The 22205-nt window shown below is 71.8% G+C and carries 19 protein-coding genes; 10 read left to right on the forward strand and 9 right to left on the reverse strand.

All coding sequences use genetic code 11. From position 1 onward, the window contains the following. Nucleotides 1-126: 126 nt before the first annotated feature. From ACZ5ID_RS15170 to ACZ5ID_RS15190, 5 genes are read right to left on the reverse strand one after another with little or no spacing between them, the layout of a single operon-like run. Nucleotides 127-1437, reverse strand: a complete 1311-nt coding sequence (locus ACZ5ID_RS15170) for a DUF58 domain-containing protein (protein WP_468897505.1) — start codon at nucleotides 1435-1437, stop codon at nucleotides 127-129. Nucleotides 1438-1447: 10 nt separating this feature from the next. Further along, nucleotides 1448-2431 (reverse strand): AAA family ATPase, encoded by a 984-nt coding sequence (locus ACZ5ID_RS15175; protein WP_468897506.1) that lies wholly within the window; start codon nucleotides 2429-2431, stop codon nucleotides 1448-1450. Then, nucleotides 2428-3630 (reverse strand): DUF4350 domain-containing protein, encoded by a 1203-nt coding sequence (locus ACZ5ID_RS15180; RefSeq protein ID WP_468897508.1) that lies wholly within the window; start codon nucleotides 3628-3630, stop codon nucleotides 2428-2430. The genes ACZ5ID_RS15175 and ACZ5ID_RS15180 overlap by 4 nt, the downstream gene beginning before the upstream one ends. Further along, nucleotides 3627-4343: a DUF4129 domain-containing protein gene (locus tag ACZ5ID_RS15185; protein ID WP_468897509.1), complete on the reverse strand. Its 717-nt coding sequence runs from the start codon at nucleotides 4341-4343 to the stop codon at nucleotides 3627-3629. Before ACZ5ID_RS15185 ends, ACZ5ID_RS15180 begins: the two co-directional genes overlap by 4 nt. Before the next feature lie 4 nt (nucleotides 4344-4347). Then, nucleotides 4348-5586, reverse strand: a complete 1239-nt coding sequence (locus tag ACZ5ID_RS15190) for a DUF7847 domain-containing protein (protein WP_468897511.1) — start codon at nucleotides 5584-5586, stop codon at nucleotides 4348-4350. Between the two features lie 154 nt (nucleotides 5587-5740). On the opposite strand from ACZ5ID_RS15190, the gene mtnA reads away from it, so the two are divergent. The 7 genes from mtnA (at nucleotide 5741) to ACZ5ID_RS15225 (ending at nucleotide 14397) form a co-directional block, all read left to right on the forward strand. Further along, nucleotides 5741-6889, forward strand: coding sequence for an S-methyl-5-thioribose-1-phosphate isomerase (gene mtnA, locus ACZ5ID_RS15195; RefSeq protein WP_468897513.1), 1149 nt, complete (start codon nucleotides 5741-5743; stop codon nucleotides 6887-6889). Nucleotides 6890-6893: 4 nt separating this feature from the next. Beyond that, complete coding sequence (gene mtrA / locus ACZ5ID_RS15200) at nucleotides 6894-7583, forward strand: two-component system response regulator MtrA (protein WP_188278465.1); 690 nt, start codon at nucleotides 6894-6896, stop codon at nucleotides 7581-7583. 1 nt (nucleotide 7584) lies between these two features. Continuing rightward, nucleotides 7585-9633 carry an MtrAB system histidine kinase MtrB gene (mtrB, locus tag ACZ5ID_RS15205; RefSeq protein ID WP_468897515.1) on the forward strand — a complete coding sequence of 683 codons (2049 nt, stop codon included), beginning with the start codon at nucleotides 7585-7587 and terminating at the stop codon, nucleotides 9631-9633. Then, on the forward strand, nucleotides 9623-11512 hold the full coding sequence (locus ACZ5ID_RS15210; protein WP_468897517.1) for an LpqB family beta-propeller domain-containing protein: 1890 nt from the start codon (nucleotides 9623-9625) through the stop codon (nucleotides 11510-11512). Before mtrB ends, ACZ5ID_RS15210 begins: the two co-directional genes overlap by 11 nt. A 147-nt stretch (nucleotides 11513-11659) precedes the next feature. After that, complete coding sequence (locus tag ACZ5ID_RS15215; RefSeq protein ID WP_468897518.1) at nucleotides 11660-12418, forward strand: ComF family protein; 759 nt, start codon at nucleotides 11660-11662, stop codon at nucleotides 12416-12418. 313 nt (nucleotides 12419-12731) lie between these two features. Then, entirely contained in the window at nucleotides 12732-13421 is a 690-nt protein-coding gene (hpf, locus tag ACZ5ID_RS15220) for a ribosome hibernation-promoting factor, HPF/YfiA family (RefSeq protein ID WP_468897520.1), read from the forward strand. Nucleotides 13422-13644: 223 nt separating this feature from the next. Beyond that, a complete protein-coding gene (locus ACZ5ID_RS15225; protein ID WP_468897522.1) occupies nucleotides 13645-14397 on the forward strand; it encodes a response regulator in 753 nt (250 codons plus the stop codon). An 89-nt stretch (nucleotides 14398-14486) separates the two neighbouring features. Here ACZ5ID_RS15225 and ACZ5ID_RS15230 read toward each other — a convergent pair whose 3' ends face one another. Both ACZ5ID_RS15230 and ACZ5ID_RS15235 read right to left on the reverse strand, forming a co-directional pair. Further along, nucleotides 14487-15656, reverse strand: a complete 1170-nt coding sequence (locus ACZ5ID_RS15230; RefSeq protein WP_468897524.1) for a winged helix-turn-helix domain-containing protein — start codon at nucleotides 15654-15656, stop codon at nucleotides 14487-14489. A 128-nt stretch (nucleotides 15657-15784) separates the two neighbouring features. Then, nucleotides 15785-16441, reverse strand: coding sequence for a GNAT family N-acetyltransferase (locus ACZ5ID_RS15235; protein WP_468897525.1), 657 nt, complete (start codon nucleotides 16439-16441; stop codon nucleotides 15785-15787). A 195-nt stretch (nucleotides 16442-16636) separates the two neighbouring features. Here ACZ5ID_RS15235 and secA point away from each other — a divergent pair, with 195 nt between their 5' ends. Next, nucleotides 16637-19453 (forward strand): preprotein translocase subunit SecA, encoded by a 2817-nt coding sequence (gene secA / locus ACZ5ID_RS15240; RefSeq protein WP_468897527.1) that lies wholly within the window; start codon nucleotides 16637-16639, stop codon nucleotides 19451-19453. Between the two features lie 28 nt (nucleotides 19454-19481). Here the strand turns inward: secA and ACZ5ID_RS15245 are convergent, their stop codons facing one another. Beyond that, nucleotides 19482-19940, reverse strand: a complete 459-nt coding sequence (locus ACZ5ID_RS15245) for an Rv3235 family protein (RefSeq protein WP_468897529.1) — start codon at nucleotides 19938-19940, stop codon at nucleotides 19482-19484. A gap of 267 nt (nucleotides 19941-20207) precedes the next feature. Between ACZ5ID_RS15245 and ACZ5ID_RS15250 the strand changes: the two genes are divergently transcribed. Together ACZ5ID_RS15250 and ACZ5ID_RS15255 are read left to right on the forward strand one after the other, a co-directional pair. Then, entirely contained in the window at nucleotides 20208-20714 is a 507-nt protein-coding gene (locus ACZ5ID_RS15250; protein WP_468897530.1) for a DUF6912 family protein, read from the forward strand. A 79-nt stretch (nucleotides 20715-20793) separates the two neighbouring features. Continuing rightward, entirely contained in the window at nucleotides 20794-21468 is a 675-nt protein-coding gene (locus ACZ5ID_RS15255) for an HAD family hydrolase (RefSeq protein WP_468897532.1), read from the forward strand. A gap of 136 nt (nucleotides 21469-21604) precedes the next feature. On the opposite strand, the gene ACZ5ID_RS15260 is transcribed toward ACZ5ID_RS15255, so the two are convergent. After that, the gene (locus ACZ5ID_RS15260) at nucleotides 21605-22171 is read right to left on the reverse strand and encodes a DJ-1/PfpI family protein (RefSeq protein WP_406554930.1); all 567 of its coding nucleotides are present in this window, start codon (nucleotides 22169-22171) and stop codon (nucleotides 21605-21607) included. Nucleotides 22172-22205: the final 34 nt, after the last annotated feature.

The following is a 22205-nucleotide window of genomic DNA, read 5'->3' on the forward strand; positions in this document are numbered from 1 at the left end:
CTGTGGGAGAGTAGGACGCCGCCGAACAATCTTTAGCCTCAACCCCCGTGCCCTTTTGGGCCGGGGGTTGAGGCATTTTTGCGTTCAGGACCCGATCAGGTCGCGCTCGTACCCGTGATGGCCGCGTCAGAGCCGTCCTGCGGCCTTCAGCTCCAGATAGGCATCCGCCAAAGCCGGAGCCAGCCCATCCGGGGTGGCATCCACGACGGTGGCTCCATGCCGCATCAGCTGTTCGGCCGTGTGGCGGCGCTCTTGCTGGGTGCGGCTGGCCGCAGCGGCTTCGTAGACGGCATCCACAGTGCCACGTGCCTCCGCCATTGCCTTGATACGCGGGTCTGCGATCGACGCGACCAGGACCGTATGGCGCTTGGTGAGCTGCGGCAGGACGGGCAGCAGACCTTCCTCGACCGGAGCCGCGTCCAGGCTGGTGAGCAATACGATCAGCGAACGCCGCGGGGCGTTGGCGAGGGCGGCGGCACTCAGACCTCGGGCATCCGTTTCCACGAGTTCGGGCTCAAGTGGAGCCATCGCGTTGACCAGAGCAGGCAGGAGTTCGCCGGCGGAGCGGCCCCGTACTTGGGCTCGTACGCGTCGGTCGTACGCGAGGAGGTCTACGCGGTCGCCGGCGCGGGAGGCGAGCGCCGCCAGAAGCAGCGCGGCGTCCATGGCGGCGTCCAGGCGGGGAATGTCTCCCACGCGGCCGGCCGACGTACGGCCCGTGTCGAGGACGATGAGGATGTGGCGGTCGCGCTCCGGGCGCCAGGTGCGTACGGCCACGGCGTTCTGTCTCGCGGTGGCGCGCCAGTCGATGGACCGGGTGTCATCGCCGGCGACGTACGAGCGCAGACTGTCGAACTCGGTTCCCTCGCCCCGGGTCAGCACGCTGGTGCGGCCGTCGAGTTCCCGCAACCGGGCGAGCCGCGACGGCAGGTGCTTGCGGCTGGTGAAAGGCGGCAGGACGCGCAGGGTCCAGGGGACGTGGTGGCTGCCTTGGCGGGAGACGAGGCCGAGGGGCCCGTAGGAGCGGACGGTGATCCGCTCGGAGCGGCGGTCGCCGCGGCGGGTCGGGCGCAGGGCCGTGGTGACCCGCCGGCGTTCGCCGGCCGGGACCGCCAAGGTGTGCCGGGAGGCGTCCTGTTCGGCCTGGGACGGCCAGCTGCTGGGCGGCCAGGCGTCGCGGAGCTTGGCCCGCAGCGGACGGCTTGAGGGATTGGTAACGGTGAGGACGACCTCGGCGGCGTCACCCAGTCGAACTGATGTATCACCGTTTCGGGTGAATTGAAGCTTTCGCACTGGCGCGGCGAGGGCGTAGTCGCACATCATTGCGAGTGTGAGGGGGGCGTTGACCGCGAGCATTCCCGCCCAGCTCGGGGCCCATACGCCGACAGGGACGGATCCGAAAGCAGCGAGCAGGGCAGTGCGTCCGGTGAGAGCCACGGCCGCCGCCTCAGCGGGGGACGGGGACGTGGGCGAGGACCGAGGTGATGACGGAGTCGGCGGTGACGCCCTCCATCTCCGCCTCGGGACGCAGCTGGATGCGGTGGCGCAGGGTGGGGAGGGCCAAGGCCTTCACGTCGTCGGGAGTGACATAGTCCCGGCCCGTGAGCCAGGCCCAGGCGCGAGCGGTGGAAAGCAGGGCGGTGGCGCCTCGGGGGGAGACACCGAGGCTGAGTGAGGGGGATTCACGCGTGGCACGACAGATATCGACGACATAGCCGGTGATCTCCGCCGAGACCGAGGTCTTGGCGACGGCGGCGCGGGCTGCTTCCAGATCGGCGGCTCCCGCGACGGGACGGACTCCGGCCGCCTGGAGGTCACGAGGATTGAAGCCCTCGGCGTGACGGGTCAGGACGTTGATCTCGTCCGCCCGTGAGGGCAGGGGCACCGTCAGCTTCAGCAGGAAGCGGTCCAGCTGGGCTTCCGGCAGGGGATACGTGCCCTCGTACTCAACGGGGTTCTGTGTGGCGGCGACCAGGAACGGCTCGGGAAGCGGGCGCGGCGTGCCGTCGACCGTGACCTGTCGCTCCTCCATGGCTTCGAGGAGGGAGGACTGGGTCTTCGGGGGAGTGCGGTTGATCTCGTCCGCGAGCAGCAGATTGGTGAACACCGGGCCGGCCTGGAAGGAGAACTCGGCGGTGCGGGCGTCGTAGATCAGCGAACCGGTGACATCACTGGGCATCAGATCGGGGGTGAACTGCACGCGCTTGGTGTCGAGTTCGAGTGAGGCGGCGAGCGAGCGCACCAAGAGTGTCTTGGCGACGCCGGGCACTCCTTCCAGAAGGACATGGCCGCGGCAGAGCAGGGCCACGACCAGGCCCGTCACGGCGGAGTCCTGGCCGACCACGGCCTTGGCGATCTCGGCGCGCAGGGCCTCCAGGGAGGCGCGGGCGTGATCCGGGTTCGCTGCGGTCGCCGGGGTTCGGTCGCTCATGAGGTGCGTACCTCTCTTTCGAGGGCGTCTAGTTCGTCCGCGAGGCGGACCAGTGCGGCGTCGTCGGCCGGGGCCGGGCCGAAGAGCAGGACACGCAGGTCCCGTTCGGCCGAGGGGATCCGGGCGGAGACGGCGGGGACGAGGAGTTCGGGCGCGTGCGCGGATGCGGCGGGCACGCCCAGGAGGGGGGCAAGACGGGTGCGAGCGGCCGAACGCAGGGCGTCGGACGCGCGGTCGCGGGCGTTGGCCCTGCGGTAGAGGCGGGCCCGGCCCTCGGTGGTCTCGGACGCGCGGACGGCGACCGGGAGGTGCTCGGTCACCAGCGGGCCGAGGCGTCGGGCGCGCCAGACGGCGGCGAGGACGGCCGCGAGCATGAGCTGAAGGGTGGCCCAGAGCCATCCGGACGGGACGAGGTCGAAGAAGCTGCGGTCACCGCCGTCGGTGGCCGAGACATCACCGAGCGAGGGGAGGTACCAGACCAGATGGGGGCGGGAGCCGAGGAGTTGAAGGGCGAGCGAGGCGTTGCCCTGCTTGTCGAGGCGGTGGTTGTAAAGGATGTCGGGGGCGCCGAGCAGGACGGTGTCACCGCCCTGGGCGCGAGCCGGTATCCGGAGCAGGGTCGGCAGTCCGCCCGCCGGGTAGCAGGCCTCGTCGGTCCGGTCCGGGGCGACGTAGCGGACGCCTCCGGTGTCGGCGCTTCCGGCGCGGGCTGCCACGGGCAGGGAGCAGTTCGGCTCGCGGTTGCCGACCGAGGAGGAACCCTCTTCCCGTACTCCGGGGGCGAGCACGGGAAGGGAGGGCGAGCCGGGGGCGAGCAGCACGGTTCGGCCGCCGGAGTCGGCGGCGGCGTCGTGGAGCCGGTGCTGCTGGGAGGTGGTGAGCAGATTGGGGGCGGTGACCAGGAGTGTGGTGTCCGGCCCCGTGGCCCGGGCGGCGGCGTCGAGGGTGGTGGTCACACGGGTGGAGACGCCCTGGGCCCTGAGGAGTTCCGCGACGGCGCGGCTGCCGTAGCGGTCCGCCGAGCGGGGATCGAGACGGCCGTGCTGGTCGCCGGAGCGGGTGGCGGCCAGGGCGATTCCGGCGACCAGGAGGATCACGGCGGCGAGCAGCAGTCCGCGGCTGCGCGTCCAGAGCTGACGAACCGTCGCGTCGGTGGACGTGGAGGCGGAAGAGGCGGCGGGCGCCCGGGTGCCGGTCATTCGGAGGCCGCCCGTGCAGCCGCTTGCGCCGCCGGGCGCTGGGCGAGGGCACTGAGATCCGGCTTCGTGCGTTCCAGGTCGGTGTCGAGGTCGCGCAGCCGGTCGTACGCGGCTCGGTTCGCCGTACGGCCGCCGTATGTGACGTCGTCGAACTCGCGCGCGGCGGCGCGGAGTCGGGCGGCGTGGCCGGGCAGGGAACGGCCCGCCTCGGCGGCGGCCTCGCCGGCGGTGCGGCCGGGGCGCGGGTCGAGGAGGGCGCGCTCCTCCAGGGAGCGGACGACCGCACGCATCCGTTCCTGGACGGCCTGGGTCCAGCGGCCGACGGCGGCGTGGGCCTCGGCCGTGGCGCGGTGCTCCGCCGCGCTGCGCGGACGGTCGTCGAAGACCGTGCCGAGGGTGGAGACAGCGCGCTGCGGCGTGCCCAGCCGCCACCACAGGGCGGCGATCAGGGCCAGGGCGAACACGGCGATGGCGACCAGCCCGAGCGCTCCACCCGGGGTCGCGCCCGAGGCGGCCTCGAACAGACCGCCGACCCAGTCCCAGAAGCGGTCGAGGGCGCGCTCCAGCAGGTTCGGGTCGTTCTCGTGGTACATCGGCTTGGACAGTTCGCGCCGTGCCGCCTCGCGGGCTGGCACACGTGGAATGTCCACCGGTGGTTCACCGGCCGCTCGGACCAGCAGCCGCACTGTGATCGCGCCCCCCGTCGCGGACACCGCATCAGCTCCCGGAGATCTCGTAGCCCGGCAGATTGGCGGCGCGGGCGAGGTCGAGGTCGAGGGCTTCGCGGCGGATGCGCTGGTCGATGTAGAGCAGCGCGGCCACGCCGGCGGAGATCGGGTAGGTGATCGCCGAGCCGATCACGGCGCCGATCCCGGTGATGATCAGGAAGGGCCAGCCGAAGTCGGAGGTGTTTCCGGAGAAGAGGCTGCCGGAGCCGCCGTCGTCGACGATCATTCCGGTCACGGTGAACGGGATCGCGATGATCATCGAGACGATGGACGTCAGGAGAATCGTCAGCAGTGTGATGCCGAAGATCCGCCACCAGGCGCCGCGCACCAGCTTGGCGGACCGGCGCAGGGACTTCATCAGGCTCTGGCGCTCCAGCATCAGCGCGGGCGCGGCGAGGCTGAACCGGACCAGCAGCCAGATCACGAGTACGAAGGCGGCCAGCCCGCCGAGCGCGGCCAGTGCCGCGCCGGCGTCGGACCCGATGAGCACGCCGGGCAGGACACCGACGCCGACGACCGCGCCGGCCATCAGGGGCAGCAGCACCAGCAGGCCGAGCAGGGGCAGCAGCCTCGGCCGGGCCTCGGTCCAGGCCTCCCGCAGCGTCACCGGTCGCCCCAGCACGGAGCGGCTGATGACGACGGTGAGGACCGCCGTGACGAAGAGCGTGCCGACGAGCGCGAGGGCCCCGACGGGCAGCAGGCTGAGCATGCTCGACCGCAGCGAGTCCATGGCCTGGTCGAGGGCCTCGGTGCCGGTGGCGTTCGCGTCGATCTCCGGCGGGTCCGGCAGCAGATAGCGCTGGACGAGGATGTCCGCGATCTGGGTGATCACGGCGACCGTGAGGGTCAGCCCGAGGACGGTGCGCCAGTGGGCGCGCATCGTCGACACCGCGCCGTCGAGGATCTCACCGACCCCGAGGGGGCGGAGCGGGATGACACCGGGCTTGGCGGCGGGCGCGGGGCCCCAGCCGGAGTTCCAGTGGCCGCCGGGAGCCGGAGGCGGGCCCCAGCCGCCCTGCTGGGGCCCAGGAGGGCCCGGCGGGGGCGGGGGCGTGCCCTGGCCCGGGGTGGCGGCCGGAGGCGACCACTGGCCCGCCGGAGGCTGGTTCCGGGACCACTGCGAGGACGCGCGGGCCCGGTCGGAGGGCTCGGGCTGCCCGGGCGCGCCGGTGTCCTCGCCATCGGAGGGGGCCGATCCGGGCGAAGCCCAGCCCGGAGAGTCGTTCACGGTCGTCCACCTCGTGGATTGGTCGTGGGACCAGCTCGACGAGCCGGCTCCTTGGGGTCGGCAGCCATCGTGCCATGCGGTTCCGGGCCGTGGACCGGCCCCGTATCTCGTTAGCACCTTCAATTGTCGGTGGCTCACCGGGCAGACTGGGCGGATGGCTGATCACGAGGTGCGATCCACCGTGGGCTCCGAGCCGTCGGGACTGGAACAGCTGCGCTGGGACGAGCCGCCGGAGGGGCCGGTGCTGGTGCTCCTCGACCAGACCCGGCTGCCTGCCGAGGAGGTGGAGCTGGTCTGTACGGATGTGCCGGGGCTGGTGCGCGCCATCCAGACGCTGGCCGTCCGCGGGGCGCCGCTGCTGGGTATTGCCGGGGCGTACGGGGTGGCGCTGGCCGGGGTGCGCGGCTACGACGTGCAGGAGGCCGCGGCTCTGCTGGCGGCGGCGCGGCCCACCGCGGTGAACCTCGGGTACGGGGTGCGGCTGGCGGTCGGGGCGTATCAGGCGGCGCTGGACAGGGGCGCGGGTCCCCAGGAGGCGGGGGCGGCGGCCCTGGCGGCTGCGAGGGCCCTGCATCGGGCGGACGCGGAGGCCAGTGTCAGGATGGCGGCCCACGGCTTGGCCCTGCTCGACGAGCTGCTGCCCGGCGGAAGCCACCGGGTGCTCACGCACTGTAATACCGGGCGGTTGGTCTCGGGGGGTGAGGGCACCGCGTTCGCGGTGGCGCTGGCCGCGCACCGGGCGGGCCGGCTGCGGCGGCTGTGGGTCGACGAGACGCGGCCACTGCTCCAAGGGGCCAGACTGACGGCGTACGAAGCGGCACGCAGCGGAATGGCGTACAGCTTGCTGACCGACAATGCCGCGGGGTCGCTGTTCGCGGCGGGGGAGGTGGACGCCGTGCTGGTGGGGGCGGACCGGATAGCGGCCGACGGGTCGGTGGCGAACAAGGTGGGGAGCTATCCGCTCGCGGTGCTCGCCAAGTACCACCACGTGCCGTTCATCGTGGTGGCGCCGGTCACGACGGTGGATCTGGAGACTCCCGACGGGGCGTCGATCGAGGTCGAGCAGCGTCCCGGGCAGGAGGTGACGGAGCTCACCGGACCGCAGGCTCCTGCGGCCGGGTGGGGGGCGGGTGTCGGGCTGCCCGTGGCGCCGCTGGGGACGCAGGCGTACAACCCCGCGTTCGATGTGACGCCCCCCGAGTTGGTGACGGCGATCGTCACCGAGGAAGGTGTTCTCTCACCCGTCACCGGCGGCGGTCTGAGAGAGCTGTGTGCCAGGTCACGCCAGGTAACGATTAGCTAATGGGATGATGACGTTTATGAAGGGACGCGTCCTTGTCGTCGACGACGACACCGCGCTGGCCGAGATGCTCGGCATTGTGCTGCGTGGAGAAGGTTTTGAGCCGTCGTTCGTAGCGGACGGCGACAAGGCACTGGCGGCATTCCGTGAGGCCAAGCCGGACCTGGTACTGCTGGACCTCATGCTGCCCGGACGGGACGGCATCGAGGTCTGCAGGCTGATCAGGGCCGAGTCCGGCGTGCCGATCGTGATGCTCACCGCCAAGAGCGACACGGTGGATGTGGTGGTCGGCCTGGAGTCCGGGGCGGACGACTACATCGTGAAGCCGTTCAAGCCGAAGGAGCTGGTCGCCCGTATCCGGGCGCGCCTGAGGAGGTCGGAGGAGCCGGCGCCGGAGCAGCTGGCGATCGGCGATCTGGTGATCGACGTGGCGGGTCACTCCGTGAAGCGGGACGGGCAGTCCATCGCCCTGACCCCGCTGGAGTTCGACCTGCTGGTCGCGCTGGCGCGCAAGCCGTGGCAGGTGTTCACCCGTGAGGTGCTCCTGGAGCAGGTGTGGGGGTACCGGCACGCGGCGGACACGCGGCTGGTGAATGTGCATGTGCAGCGGCTCCGCTCGAAGGTCGAGAAGGACCCCGAGCGTCCGGAGATCGTGGTGACCGTCCGTGGTGTCGGTTACAAGGCCGGACCGAGCTGACATGTCCCGCGGCGGTGCTGCTCCGAAGCCCGGGAAGCCCGGGGTCCGTGGGGGGCGGGCTGCTGGTGTGGGACGGAAGACGTCATGGGGCGGGCGGATCCTTCAGGAGGGTACGCCCGGCAGCCCCGTGCTGAGGTTGTTCGTGCGCTGGGTGCGGCGTCCGCTGCTGCCCGCGGTGCGGTTGTGGCGGCGCAACATCCAGCTGCGGGTGGTCGCCTCCACCCTGCTGATGTCGCTGGGTGTGGTGCTGCTGCTCGGGTTCGTTGTCATCGGTCAGGTGCGCAACGGGCTCCTCGTCACCAAGGAGAAGGCGTCCGAGAGCCAGTCCGCGGGCGGCTTCGCCGTGGCCAAGGACAAGGCCAGTGCCCCGGCGGCGCCGGGCGGACAGGACGACGGCGGCTCCGACGGACGGGCCGGCAGCTCGGTGACCTGGCGCAGCGAGCTGGTGACCCAGCTCGCCAGCGGTGGCCAGGGCGCGTTCTACGTGGTCGCGCTGAGCGCCGACTCCGAGGACTCGGGCTCCAGCAACCGGGGCCCGCGCGCCTCGGGCGGTGTGGACCCGGTCGCGAGCGTCCCGCAGAGCCTGCGGGAGGATGTCGACCAGGGCACGGGAGCGTACAAGACGTACGCCTCGATCAAGTACCTCGACGGCCAGGAGCCCAAGCCGGGGCTGGTCATCGGGACCAAGCTGAAGGACGTCGACGGCCAGGCCTACCAGCTGTACTACCTCTTCCCGCTGGCGCAGGAGGAGAAGACGCTGAGCCTGGTCAAGGGCACCCTCGCGACCGCCGGGCTGTTCCTGGTGGTGCTGCTGGGAGCGATCGCCTGGCTGGTGGTGCGCCAGGTCGTCACCCCGGTCCGGATGGCGGCGCAGATCGCGGAGCGGCTCTCCGCGGCCAAGCTGCAGGAACGGATGAAGGTCACCGGTGAGGACGACATCGCGCGCCTCGGCGAGGCCTTCAACAAGATGGCGCAGAACCTCCAGGTCAAGATCCAGCAGTTGGAGGAGCTGTCGCGGATGCAGCGGCGGTTCGTCTCCGATGTCTCGCACGAACTGCGGACGCCGCTGACGACCGTACGGATGGCGGCGGACGTCATCCACGAGGCGCGCGTCGACTTCGATCCGGTGACGGCGCGGTCGGCGGAGCTGCTGGCCGGGCAGCTGGACCGGTTCGAGTCGCTGCTGGCGGACCTCCTGGAGATCAGCCGGTTCGACGCGGGCGCGGCGGCCCTGGAGGCCGAGCCGATAGACCTGCGGGACGTCGTACGCCGGGTGATCGAGGGTGCCGAGCCGCTCGCCGAGCGCAAGGGCAGCCGGATACGGGTGGTCGGCGACGAGCAGCCGGTGGTGGCCGAGGCCGACGCCCGGCGGGTCGAGCGGGTGCTGCGCAACCTCGTGGTCAACGCCGTGGAGCACGGCGAGGGCCGGGACGTGGTGGTGCGTATGGGCTCGGCCGGAGGCGCGGTGGCCATCGCGGTGCGCGACTACGGAGTGGGCCTCAAGCCCGGCGAGGCGACGCGGGTGTTCAACCGCTTCTGGCGGGCCGACCCGGCCCGGGCCAGGACGACCGGGGGCACCGGTCTCGGCCTGTCGATCGCCGTCGAGGACGCCCGGCTGCACGGCGGCTGGCTCCAGGCCTGGGGCGAGCCCGGCGGCGGCTCCCAGTTCCGGCTGACGCTGCCGCGCACGGCCGACGAGCCGCTGCGCGGATCTCCGATACCGCTGGAGCCGGAGGATTCGCGGGCCGCGCGCGAGCGGGCCCGGCTGGGCGCGGCGCCCGAGCAGGGCAACGGGCTGCGGCTGGCGAGCGTGCCGGTCCAGCCCGCCGCCACCCGCTCCTCGCTGGGGGTGCCGCCCGGGCCGCCGGCCGCGCCGCGCACGTCCGGGCCGGCCGCCGATCCGACCGCGCTGCCCGGTGGCGGCGGGGCCAGGGTGGTGCCGCGGGTCACCGACGCGCGCGTGGAGGGCGAGTCCGTACCATCGCAGGCTGCTGACAGAGCGGCTGCCCCGGCAGCCGCCGACCAGGAGGAATCGTCTCGTGGGCGCTGATCGGGGGAGGGGCCGCGGCCGTCGGCTGCGGTCGGCCGCGCTGCTGGGCTGCGGCGGTGTGCTGGTGGCGGGGTGCGCGTCGATGCCCGACAGCGGTGATGTGCACGCGGTGCAGGCGTCGCAGCGCGCCGACTCGCAGGTGCAGGTGTACGCGGTGCCGCCGCGTGAGGGGGCGGCTGCCGACGAGATCGTCGACGGGTTCCTGGAGGCGATGACCAGTGACGACCCGCAGTTCGCGACGGCGCGCAAGTATCTGACGCCGCAGGCCGCGCGGGCCTGGAAGCCGGATCAGGCGACGACGGTGCTGGCCGACGGGCCGAACCCGCAGCCGAACCGGACCAGCGACAAGGGCGACAGCTCCAGCTTCACGTTCACGGTGACCGGCAAGCCGGTCGCCGTGGTGGACAAGCAGCACGCCTACCAGCCGGCCGGAGCGAAGTCGACGTACAACGAGACGATCCATCTCGTACGGCAGAACACGGCGAGCGGCAAGGAGTGGCGCATCGACACGCTGCCGGAGGGGCTGCTGCTCGGCCAGTCGGACTTCCAGCGCATCTACCGTTCCGTCAACAAGTACTACTTCGCGTCGGGTCAGGACCGGCTGGTCGCCGATCCGGTGTACGTGCGTCAGCGCAACGACCCCGAGACGCAGATGAACCTGGTCACCCAGACGGTCATGGCCGTGCTGGAGGGGCCGACCAACTGGCTGCGGCCGGTGGTGGGTTCGCGCTTCCCGAGCGGGACGGCGCTCAAGGACGGCACCAAGGCGCTCGCGTTCGACGACCGCAACGCGCTCAAGGTGCCGCTCAGCGAGCGGGCGTCCAACGTCGGCGGCGGCCAGTGCCGCAAGATGGCGGCCCAACTGCTGTTCACGCTGCGGGATCTGACCGCGACACGGGTGGGCCAGGTGGAGCTGGACCGGGCGAACGGCTCGCAGCTGTGTGTGCTCGGCGGCGACCAGGCCGAGCAGTACGCGCCGGAGCGCGCCACGCCCAAGCCCGGCCAGTACTTCCTGGACGCGCAGGGGCGGCTCGCGCGGATGCGTGCCGGTGAGGGCGCCGGCGCGGACGGCGCCGACAGTGCCGAGAGCGCCGACGGTGACGTGGTCACCGAGCTGGTCCCCGGGCCGTTCGGCCGGGCCGAGCAGCGGCTGCGTTCGGTCGCGGTGGAGCGGCGCGAGAGGCGGGCGGCGGGCGTGACGAACGACGGCCGCTCGCTGTACGTGGCACCCATCATGTCCGACGGCGAGCTGGTGAAGACGCCGGTGACGAGCCAGAGCAAGGACCCGAAGGACGGTCTCTCGGCGCCGAGTTGGGACGGCCGCGACGATCTGTGGGTGGCCGACCGGGACCCGGCCCACCCCCGGCTGCTCCACCTCGACCACGGCCAGGGACAGCCTCAGGAGGTCGATGTCGCCGGTCTGAACGGGGCGCACATCGAGCAGGTGCGGATGTCGGCGGACAGCGTGCGGATCGCGCTCCTGGTGAACGAGGGCGGCCGTACGACGCTGCGGATCGGCCGTGTGGAGCGGATCGGCGACCCGGACCATCCCCAGGTCTCCGTGGTGGAACTGCGCCCCGGAGCGCCCCAGATGGAGGATGTGACGGCCGTGTCCTGGGCCGGCCGCAGCCGCCTCGTCGTGGTCGGCAAGGAGACCGGCGGCCTCCAGCAGCAGTTGCGCTACATGCAGACGGACGGCTCGCTGTCGGCGGCGGGCAATCTGCCGGGCGCCAACCGGGTGACCGACATCGCCGCCGCGGACGACGAGCGGCTGCCGCTGGTGGCGCACTCGAAGGAGGACGGCATCGTCCGACTGCCGCCGGGCGCCAACTGGAAGACGGCGGTCAAGACGGGCTCCTCCCCGGTCTACCCGGGCTGACGACCCCGCCCGCCCCGGGCGGGCGCACGACCACCCGGGGCGGCCCGGTGCTGCCGTTCCACGGCTGGGCCGACCGGTGGCCTGCCCACCCCCGGCGGTTTTCCACAGGGGTGGCCGGGCAGCCTCGCTGTTGGCAGAGTGGGTGCCATGCGGGGATGGTGGCAGGAGATCTCCGGGCTGGTGCTGCCGGTTGCCTGCGGCGGCTGCGGCAGTCCCCGTACGGCGCTGTGCGAGCGGTGCGCGGCGGCGCTGCTCGGTGTGCGGGCGCGGCGGGTCCGGCCTGCCCCCGAGCCCGCGGGACTGCCGGTGGTGTACGCGGCGGCGGTCTACGAGGACGCCGTGCGGGCGGTGCTCCTCGCCCACAAGGAGCGGGGTGCCCTGGGGCTGGCCGGGGTCCTCGGGCAGGCGCTCGCGGGTGCGGTGCGGTTGGCCGCCGCAGCGCCCCGGGACGGGCCGCTGCTGCTCGTGCCGGTGCCGTCGGCGCGGCGTGCGGTGCGGGCGCGCGGGCATGATCCGGCGCGCCGGATCGCCCTGGCGGCGGCGGGCGAGTTGCGGCGTACGGGTACGGACGCGCGGGTGGCGGCGGTGCTGCGTCAGCGGCGTGCGGTGGCGGACCAGTCGGGGCTGAGCGCCCGGCAGCGGCTGGCGAATCTGAGCGGGGCGCTGGAGGTGTCGGCCGGTGGTGACCGGCTGCTGGAGGGCGGCCGGGTGGTCCTGGTGGACGACCTCATGACGACGGGTGCCTCGCTGGTGGAGGCGGCCCGGGCGGTCGCGTGCGCGGCCGGCGGGACGGGTGGCGCGGCGGGCCGTTTCCCGGCGCACGCGGTTCCGGGATTCGCGCAGCGGACGGCGACGGCCGCGGTCGTCGCGTCGACCCCGGCATCCTTCGAAATAAACCGGAACTGACGGGGAACCCGCATCGTTGCAGGTAGTAAGAGGCATGAAACGCCTGAATGGAGGTACGTGCTGGTAGCGGGTGCCGACATCCGTCCGAGCGAGCTATGTTCGGTTATGAGGAATGGCGAAAGCGGCCTCACGGAATGCACGGCCTCGCTTCTGGGTACTTCCCCGAACCTGAAGTCGGTGGGGTGGCGATCTTCCCCACGGGGGAGGAGGAGGTGAAAGTCGCCCAGTCCGAGACTCCGGTGCCCACCGGAGTCTGGTGCAAGAGGGAGACGCTCCGCGATTGAGTCGGAGCGATCCGGGAACGGAGTTCTGCGTGGACATCGTCGTCAAGGGCCGCAAGACCGAGGTACCCGAGCGGTTCCGCAAGCACGTGGCCGAGAAGCTGAAGCTGGAGAAGATCCAGAAGCTCGACGGCAAGGTAATCAGCCTCGACGTCGAGGTGTCCAAGGAACACAACCCGCGGCAGGCCGACCGTTCCGACCGAGTGGAGATCACGCTGCACTCGCGTGGCCCGGTGATCCGGGCGGAGGCGGCGGCTGCCGATCCGTACGCAGCCCTCGACCTGGCTCACAGCAAGCTGGAGGCGCGGCTGCGCAAGGAGCACGACAAGCGCTACACCCGCAGGGGCAACGGCCGGCTCTCGGCCGCCGAGGTGGCCGACGTGGTCCCGGGCGTGGCCGAGTTGAACGCGAACGGCGAGCCGGTGGGCGTATCGCAGGAGGACGGCGTTCCGGTCACCCGGATGGGATCGGTCGAAGTCCAGGGCGAGGGACCGCTGGTGGTCCGCGAGAAGACCCATGTCGCCGCCCCGATGACGCTCGACCAGGCGCTCTACGAGATGGAACTGGTCGGACACGACTTCTACCTCTTCGTCGACTCCGAGACGAAGCATCCCAGCGTCGTCTACCGGCGGCACGCCTACGACTACGGCGTGATCCACCTGGAGACGGACCCGCTGGCCGGTGAGGACGCGAGCGGCGCCGGCGGAGCGCTCGGCGGGTGATCTGGCGGGCGGCGCGCTGAACGAAGCCGTGCGGCGCGCCGTACCAGAGAGCGGTGGTGCCCCTGGAGCGCCTTGTGCGCCCCCAGGGGCACCACTGTGCGACCTCTGGAGCGCCGCTTGGTCGGCCGGGCATGAAATCATGGCGTCGCACACCAACCGCTGCTCCCCGGAGCATGGTTGGCAGCCACACCAACTTGGGCCATGGCCTTCAGGGGGAGGAACGATGGCAGACAGCTTCGGGCCGGTGCACGCCGGGTCGGCCCCGGACGGTTCTGACGGGGCTCCCACCGGCATGGAAGCGGCGGGTTCGCGCAAGGAGCCCATCCGGGTCCTGGTCGTGGACGACCACGCGCTGTTCCGCCGGGGCCTGGAGATCGTGCTGGCCGCGGAGGAGGACATCCAGGTCGTCGGCGAGGCGGGCGACGGGGCGGAGGCCGTGGACAAGGCGGCGGACCTGCTGCCCGACATCGTGCTGATGGACGTACGGATGCCGCGGCGCGGCGGCATCGAGGCCTGCACCTCCATCAAGGAGGTCGCCCCCAGCGCGAAGATCATCATGCTGACGATCAGCGACGAGGAGGCCGACCTCTACGACGCGATCAAGGCGGGGGCGACGGGCTACCTCCTCAAGGAGATCTCCACCGACGAGGTGGCGACCGCCATCCGGGCGGTCGCGGACGGCCAGTCGCAGATCAGCCCGTCGATGGCGTCGAAGCTTCTCACCGAGTTCAAGTCGATGATCCAGCGCACCGACGAGCGCCGGCTGGTGCCCGCGCCGAGGCTCACCGACCGTGAGCTCGAAGTGCTCAAGCTCGTGGCGACCGGGATGAACAACCGGGACATCGCCAAGGAGTTGTTCATCTCCGAGAACACCGTGAAGAACCACGTCCGGAACATCCTGGAGAAGCTTCAGCTGCACTCCCGGATGGAGGCGGTGGTGTACGCGATGCGCGAGAAGATCCTGGAGATCCGCTAGCCCGCCCCACCGGTGCGCCCTTCCACCCGGCCCGCCCGGTGCGGGACGGCGACCCGTGGCCCACGCCGGGTCAGCGCCCCGGGAAGGGCTCAGAGCGCCGCTATCGCCGCAGTCAGCTCACGGGCGAGCCCCGGAGTGTCGGCGCGCTCGATCCGTACGGCGTCGCAGTCCACCCACCGCGCCGCCTCCAGCAGGGCCTGCGCCATCGGGGCTATCGCCTTGGGCGTCTCCAGGGAGACCTGCTTGGCCACCAGGGTGCGGCCCTCGCGGGCCGGGTCGGCGCGGCCGAGCAGCCTGCCGCCCGCCAGCAGGGGCATCGCGAAGTATCCGTACACCCGCTTCGGCTTCGGGGTGTAGGCCTCCAGACGGTGGCTGAAGCCGAAGATCCGCTCGGTGCGCGCGCGGTCCCAGATCAGCGAGTCGAAGGGTGAGAGCAGCGTCGTACGGTGGCGTCCGCGCGGCTCGGTGGCCAGCGCCTGCGGGTCCGCCCAGGCCGCCTTGTCCCAGCCCTGGACGGTGACCGGCACCAGACCGGAGTCGGCGATCACCGCGTCCACCTGCTCGCCCCTGAGGCGGTGGTAGTCCGCGATGTCCGCGCGGGTGCCCACGCCGAGGGAGCGGCCCGCCAGCGCGACGAGCCGGCGCAGGCACTCGGCGTCGTCCAGCTCGTCGTGCAGATGGACGTCCGGAATGGCGCGCTCGGCCAGGTCGTACACCCGCTTCCAGCCGCGCCGTTCGACGCACACCACCTCGCCGTACATCAGCGCGCGTTCGACGGCGACCTTCGACTCCGACCAGTCCCACCACTCGCCCTTGTTCTTGGCACCGCCCAAGTCCGTCGCGGTCAGGGGGCCTTCGGCCCGCAGCTGCTTGATCACCTGCTCGTACGCCCCGTCCGGCAGGTCGTGGTGCCACTGCGGGCGGGTGCGGTAGGCGCGGCGGCGGAAGGCGAAGTGCGGCCACTCCTCCACGGGCAGGATGCAGGCGGCGTGCGACCAGTACTCGAAGGCGTGGGCGCCCGTCCAGTACGCCGACTCCACCGCTCTGCGGCCCACCGCGCCCAGACGGGCGTACGGAATCAGCTCGTGCGACCGGGCGAGGACCGAGATCGTGTCGAGCTGGACCGCGCCCAGGTGCCGCAGCACGCCCCGGACCCCGCCCTTGCGGTCGGGCGCGCCCATGAAGCCCTGGGCGCGCAGGGCGATGCGACGGGCCTCGTCGGCGGAGAGTTGGGCGGTGGGGCGCGGCAGGCTGGTCATGCTCCGCACGATAGACGGCGGCACTGACAATCCACCCGGGCGCAGGCCCCCCGGGAAGCGTCCGCGCCCGCCCCGCGCTACGGGCGGCAGGCCGTGGCTCACCCCGGCTCAGGCCCGCCGCGCTGCCCTCACGTGCGGGCCGGCAGGTACGCGCGCGTGGTGGGCAGGCCCAGGTCGCCGGGGAGGAGGCCGCCCACCCAGCTGTCGCGTCGGGTGCCGCCGTGGACGAGGCCCGCGCGCAGGGTGCCCTCCACGGTGAAGCCCGCCTTCTCGGCCACCGCGCGCGAGGCCTTGTTGCCGACCTCCGCCCGCCACTCCAGGCGCTCGACGCCGGCCGACTCGAAGGCCCAGCGGGCGGCGGCAAGGGCCGCCTCGGTCATATAGCCGCGGCCCCGGTGCTCCTTGGCCGCCCAGAACCCCAGTTCGGCGACGTTCTCGCCGCGCCGCATGAGGCCGACCATCGCCACCAGCGCGCCTTCCGTCTCCGACGTCCTTGGAGCCTCCGCTCCCTCCGCAGACACCCCGGCCCCACTGTCCCCATGGACCCCATCAGCCCCGGGGGTGACTCGCAGACGTACCGCGAAGGTGTAGTCGGAGTCGTCCCGCCAGCCGTTGGGGGCGAAGGTGCCGGTGAAGGCCTCGGCGTGCTCGCGCAGATAGGGGGAGGGGACGGTGGTCCAGCGCTGGATGTCGGGGTCCTGACAGGCCGCGTAGGTGTCCTCCGCGTCCTGCGGGCCGACGGGGCGCAGCAGCAGGCGCTCGGTGCTGAGGGTGACTGGGTCCATCGGCTGATTCTCCGTGCGGGACCTGAACGGACGCCAGGGCTTTTCGTGTTTCCCGGCACCTTCCGGGCGCCCGGTCCGTTGTCGTCATGGCAGACCTCCCGGCGCGGGCGGGTCCTCGCATACGATGGCCGTTGCCCAGAAGTAATCAACCGTACTCGACCGCGCCAGGCCCGACCGGCAAGGAGACCAACCCCCGTGTCCGTCCTTTCAAAGCTCATGCGTGCAGGCGAAGGCAAGATCCTGCGCAAGCTGCACCGCATCGCGGACCAGGTCAACTCCATCGAAGAGGACTTCGTGAACCTCTCCGACGCCGAGCTCCGTGCCCTCACCGACGAGTACAAGGAGCGGTACGCGAACGGGGAGAGCCTGGACGACCTGCTCCCGGAAGCCTTCGCCACCGTCCGCGAGGCCGCCAAGCGTGTCCTCGGCCAGCGTCACTACGACGTCCAGATGATGGGTGGCGCGGCGCTGCACCTCGGCTATGTGGCCGAGATGAAGACCGGTGAGGGCAAGACCCTCGTCGGCACCCTTCCCGCCTACCTCAACGCGCTCTCCGGCAAGGGCGTGCACCTGATCACGGTCAACGACTACCTGGCCGAGCGCGACTCCGAGATGATGGGCCGGGTGCACAAGTTCCTCGGCCTCGAGGTCGGCTGCATCCTGGCCAACATGTCGCCCGCCGAGCGCCGCGCGCAGTACGCCTGCGACATCACGTACGGAACGAACAACGAGTTCGGCTTCGACTACCTGCGCGACAACATGGCGTGGTCCCAGGAGGAGCTCGTCCAGCGCGGTCACAACTTCGCGATCGTCGACGAGGTCGACTCCATCCTGGTCGACGAGGCGCGTACGCCGCTGATCATCTCCGGCCCGGCCGACCAGGCCACCAAGTGGTACGGCGACTTCGCCAAGCTGGTCACGCGCCTCACCAAGGGCGAGGCGGGCAACCCGCTCAAGGGCATCGAGGAGACCGGCGACTACGAGGTCGACGAGAAGAAGCGCACCGTCGCCATCCACGAGCCCGGCGTCGCCAAGGTCGAGGACTGGCTGGGCATCGACAACCTCTACGAGTCGGTGAACACCCCGCTCGTCGGTTATCTGAACAACGCCATCAAGGCGAAGGAACTGTTCAAGAAGGACAAGGACTACGTCGTCATCGACGGCGAAGTCATGATCGTCGACGAGCACACCGGCCGTATCCTCGCCGGCCGCCGCTACAACGAGGGCATGCACCAGGCGATCGAGGCGAAGGAAGGGGTGGACATCAAGGACGAGAACCAGACGCTCGCCACGATCACCCTCCAGAACTTCTTCCGCCTCTACGACAAGCTCTCCGGCATGACCGGTACGGCGATGACCGAGGCCGCCGAGTTCCACCAGATCTACAAGCTGGGCGTCGTGCCGATCCCGACGAACAAGCCCATGGTCCGCAAGGACCAGTCGGACCTGATCTACCGGACCGAGGTCGCCAAGTTCGACGCGGTGGTCGACGACATCGCCGAGAAGCACGAGAAGGGCCAGCCGATCCTGGTCGGCACCACCTCGGTCGAGAAGTCCGAGTACCTCTCGCAGCAGCTCTCCAAGCGCGGCATCCAGCACGAGGTGCTGAACGCCAAGCAGCACGACCGGGAGGCGACGATCGTCGCCCAGGCCGGCCGCAAGGGCGCCGTCACCGTCGCCACGAACATGGCCGGCCGAGGCACCGACATCAAGCTCGGCGGCAACCCGGACGACCTCGCCGAGGCGGAGCTGCGCCAGCGCGGCCTGGACCCGGTCGAGCACGTCGAGGAGTGGGCGCAGGCGCTGCCCGCCGCCCTGGAGAAGGCCGAGCAGGCCGTCAAGGCGGAGTTCGAAGAGGTCAAGGAGCTCGGCGGCCTCTACGTGCTGGGCACCGAGCGCCACGAGTCGCGCCGTATCGACAACCAGCTGCGCGGTCGCTCCGGCCGTCAGGGCGACCCGGGCGAGTCCCGCTTCTACCTGTCGCTGGGCGACGACCTGATGCGCCTGTTCAAGGCGCAGATGGTCGAGCGCGTCATGTCGATGGCCAATGTGCCGGACGACGTGCCGATCGAGAACAAGATGGTGACGCGCGCGATCGCGTCGGCCCAGTCGCAGGTCGAGCAGCAGAACTTCGAGACGCGCAAGAACGTCCTGAAGTACGACGAGGTGCTCAACCGCCAGCGCGAGGTCATCTACGGCGAGCGCCGCCGCGTCCTGGAGGGCGAGGACCTGCACGAGCAGGTGCAGCACTTCATGGACGACACCATCGACGCCTACATCCAGGCGGAGACCGTCGAGGGCTTCGCCGAGGAGTGGGACCTGGACCGGCTGTGGGGCGCCTTCAAGCAGCTCTACCCGGTGAAGGTCACCGTGGAGGAGCTGGAGGAGGCGGCGGGCGACCGCGCGGGCATCACCGCCGAGTTCATCGCCGAGTCCATCAAGGACGACATCCACGAGCAGTACGCGGCGCGCGAGGAGCAGCTCGGCTCCGAGATCATGCGTGAGCTGGAGCGGCGCGTGGTCCTCTCGGTGCTCGACCGCAAGTGGCGCGAGCACCTCTACGAGATGGACTACCTCCAGGAGGGCATCGGCCTGCGGGCCATGGCGCAGAAGGACCCGCTGGTCGAGTACCAGCGCGAGGGCTTCGACATGTTCAACGCCATGATGGACGGCATCAAGGAGGAGTCCGTCGGCTACCTGTTCAACCTGGAGGTCCAGGTCGAGCAGCAGGTCGAGGAGGTGCCGGTCGAGGACGCGGCGCCGTCCGACAAGCCGTCGCTGGAGAAGGAGCCCGCCGGGGCGCGTCCGGAGATCCGGGCCAAGGGCCTGGACGCCCCGCAGCGCCCGGACCGGCTGCACTTCTCCGCGCCGACGGTGGACGGCGAGGGCGGTGTCGTCGAGGGTGACTTCGACAACGGCGACGAGCCGGCCCGCTCCGAGGCCGACGGTATGACCCGCGCGGAGCGCCGCAAGGCCCAGAAGAGCACGGGCGGCCGTCGCCGCAAGAAGTAGCGGCACCGCGCGCCCGTGAGGCGCGCGGTCACCGGATGGGGCCGGGCACCGTACGGGTGCCCGGCCCCACTTCTACGGCCGCGCACCGCCAGCGCAGGTCGGCGCCCTGCTCCAGCCGGAAGGCCATGGCGCGTACGTGGTCGCCGGCGCCGATGCGCGCGAAGGCCTCGATGACGCCAGGCCGGGGGACGTACTCGTCGCAGTGGCGCACCACCGGCCGGCACGAGGCGCGCAGCGGGCTGGCCGGGGCCAGGAGCACCAGCTGCTCGTACGCCTCGCCGACGGTGTGCCCCAGCATCCAGTGGACCGGCCGGTGGCCGCTGAGGACGGCGAGCAGGCGCTCCGCGAACCAGTAGCGCGGCAGCCGCCCGCGCCGTGTGGGGGCGGAGGCCGGGCCGGGCCTGCCGGGCCCCGCCAGGTCGCCGCGCCCCGCGGGCCGGGTCCTGTCGGTCCGCGCGGCCGTCCTCGTCCTGTCGGTCCTGTTCATCTCCGTCGCCCCCTTTGATACCGGCCAGTAGCTTTCCGTTGGGGATCTTGTACGGGGGCGGTGGCGCCGGTCGCAAGGGCGGCTGGAGGGGCGCGGTGCGGCCCGGAGGATTCACCTATCTGGGTGATGCGGGGCCCGGCGGGGCCGGTGGCGCCACGGAATCCGGCACACCGCCCCACGGGGCCGCCGACGCCGTGCGGGCAACCCGAAGGGGGACTCCCCCACGTATCCTGAGGGCGTCTTCCGACCAGAAAAGAGCGGCCTGCCATGCGCGTGTACCTCCCCCTGACCCTCCCCGGTCTCGCGACGGCGCACACCGCGGGAGAGCTCGGGCCCGGCCCGCTGACCGCCTATGCCGTCACCCCCGGCCTGCGCGAGTGGTACGTCTCGGACGACATCGAGGAGCTGGAGTACGCGGCGCTGAGCCGGGCCGCGGCGGCGTCGCTGCGGCTGCTCGCCGTCGACCCGAGGGCCCCCAGGCGCCGGGTCGTGGTCGCCGTGGACGTACCCGACGGAACCGCCTCGGCCGACCCGGACCGCGGCCTTGAGGCGAGCGCGCTGGGCGAGGTGCGGATCGCGGGGCCGGTGCCGCTGGCCAAGGCGGCGGCGGTGCACGTGGACGCGGACGACGCGGTCGGCGATGTCGCCGCGGCGGCCGACGCGCTGGGCGCGGCGGACCAGGGCGACGACGACGCCCAGTTCACGGTCGACGGTGCCGAGGACCACGAGCTGCTGTGGTTCGGGGTGCAGGAGATTCCCAACCTCATCGGCTGACGGCCGGCTGACCCGCGCTTTCGCCTCCCGTCTGGGCTCGGGCGGATCCGTTGTCAGTGGGGGTGGGTACCGTTCTGGCATGGGGAAGCGCACGACGCATCTGGTCTGGGACTGGAACGGCACACTGCTCGACGACATCGCGGCGGTCATCGAGGCGACCAACGCCGCCTTCGCGGAGCTCGGCCTCGCGCCGATCACGCTGGAGCGCTACCGCGAGCTGTACTGCGTGCCGATACCCCGCTTCTACGAGCGGCTGATGGGGCGGCTGCCGACCGACGCGGAGTGGCTCGTGATGGACGAGGCGTTCCACAAGCACTACTGGCTGCGGGCGGACGCCTGCGCGCTCACCACGGGCGCGGCCGAGCTGCTCGCCGCACGGCGGGCGGCCGGGCTCAGCCAGTCACTGCTGTCGATGGCCCCGCACGAGCACCTGGTGCCGATCGTGCGGCGGCACGGCATCACCGAGCACTTCCTGCGGGTGGACGGGCGCACCGGCCCCTCGCACGGCAGCAAGGCCGAGCACATGGTGCGGCATCTGACCTTGCTGCGCGAGGCGGGCGAGGGGATATCCCCGGACCGGATCGTGGTGATCGGGGACGCGGTGGACGACGCCGTGGCGGCTGCTCACGTGGGCGCGCGTGCGGTGCTGTACACAGGGGGATCGCACAGCCGCGCCAGCCTCGCGCTGGCGGGCGTGCCGGTGGTGGACACGCTGGCGGAAGCGGTTCGGACGGCGGAGGCGCTGGCGGGCTGAGGCCCCTTCGTACGTACACGGCGGGCCCGGGGGCGGCCCCGCCGTCCCGGGGCGCCCCGGGACGGCGCGCACGGCCTCAGGGGGCGCCCAGGCGTGCCCGGAGCCGGACCGTGCCCCGGAGCCCCCCGCCCGCCGCCTACGTCACCGGCGCCTTCGCCCGCAGCACCGTGAGGAACTCCCGCATCCAGGTGGAGTGGTCCGGCCAGGCGCGGGCGGAGACCAGGGTGCCGTCGACGACGGTTTCCGTGTCGCGGAAGCTGGCCCCGGCGGCCTGCATGTCGAGTTCGAGGGCGGGGTACGCGGTGACCCGGCGGCCACTGAGGCCGCCGACCGCCGCGGTCAGGAGGGGGCCATGACAGATCTGGGCGACCGGCTTGTCCGTGTCGAAGAAGGCCTTGAGGAGCTTGCGCAGCTCGGGGTCGTTGCGCAGGTACTCCGGCGCCCGGCCGCCCGGGATCACCAGGGCGGCGTACTGGCCGGGGTCGACCTCCGAGAACGCCAGGTCGGCCGGCCAGGTGTAGCCCGGCTTCTCGGTGTAGGTGTCGAAGCCCGGCTCGAAGTCGTGGATGACGAACTGGAGCTTCTTGCGGGCGGGGGCGGCGATATGGACGTCGTAGCCCTCCTCGCGCAGCCGCTGGTAGGGGTAGAGGACCTCCAGCGACTCCGCCGCGTCGCCGGTCACGATCAGGATCTTGGCTGCCATCGGTGCTCCCGGAGTCGACCGTGCGTGCCTGGTT

This window comes from Streptomyces sp. NPDC031670, assembly GCF_055580545.1.

Coding starts and splice junctions, on each gene's coding strand:
- ACZ5ID_RS15175 (WP_468897506.1), bottom strand. CDS start 2,431: ATGAGCGACCGAACCCCGGCGACCGCAGCGAACCCGGATCACGCCCGC.
- ACZ5ID_RS15180 (WP_468897508.1), bottom strand. CDS start 3,630: ATGACCGGCACCCGGGCGCCCGCCGCCTCTTCCGCCTCCACGTCCACC.
- mtnA (WP_468897513.1), top strand. CDS start 5,741: ATGGCTGATCACGAGGTGCGATCCACCGTGGGCTCCGAGCCGTCGGGA.
- mtrA (WP_188278465.1), top strand. CDS start 6,894: ATGATGACGTTTATGAAGGGACGCGTCCTTGTCGTCGACGACGACACC.
- mtrB (WP_468897515.1), top strand. CDS start 7,585: ATGTCCCGCGGCGGTGCTGCTCCGAAGCCCGGGAAGCCCGGGGTCCGT.
- ACZ5ID_RS15215 (WP_468897518.1), top strand. CDS start 11,660: ATGCGGGGATGGTGGCAGGAGATCTCCGGGCTGGTGCTGCCGGTTGCC.
- ACZ5ID_RS15225 (WP_468897522.1), top strand. CDS start 13,645: ATGGCAGACAGCTTCGGGCCGGTGCACGCCGGGTCGGCCCCGGACGGT.
- ACZ5ID_RS15230 (WP_468897524.1), bottom strand. CDS start 15,656: ATGACCAGCCTGCCGCGCCCCACCGCCCAACTCTCCGCCGACGAGGCC.
- ACZ5ID_RS15235 (WP_468897525.1), bottom strand. CDS start 16,441: ATGGACCCAGTCACCCTCAGCACCGAGCGCCTGCTGCTGCGCCCCGTC.
- ACZ5ID_RS15245 (WP_468897529.1), bottom strand. CDS start 19,940: ATGAACAGGACCGACAGGACGAGGACGGCCGCGCGGACCGACAGGACC.
- ACZ5ID_RS15250 (WP_468897530.1), top strand. CDS start 20,208: ATGCGCGTGTACCTCCCCCTGACCCTCCCCGGTCTCGCGACGGCGCAC.
- ACZ5ID_RS15255 (WP_468897532.1), top strand. CDS start 20,794: ATGGGGAAGCGCACGACGCATCTGGTCTGGGACTGGAACGGCACACTG.
- ACZ5ID_RS15260 (WP_406554930.1), bottom strand. CDS start 22,171: ATGGCAGCCAAGATCCTGATCGTGACCGGCGACGCGGCGGAGTCGCTG.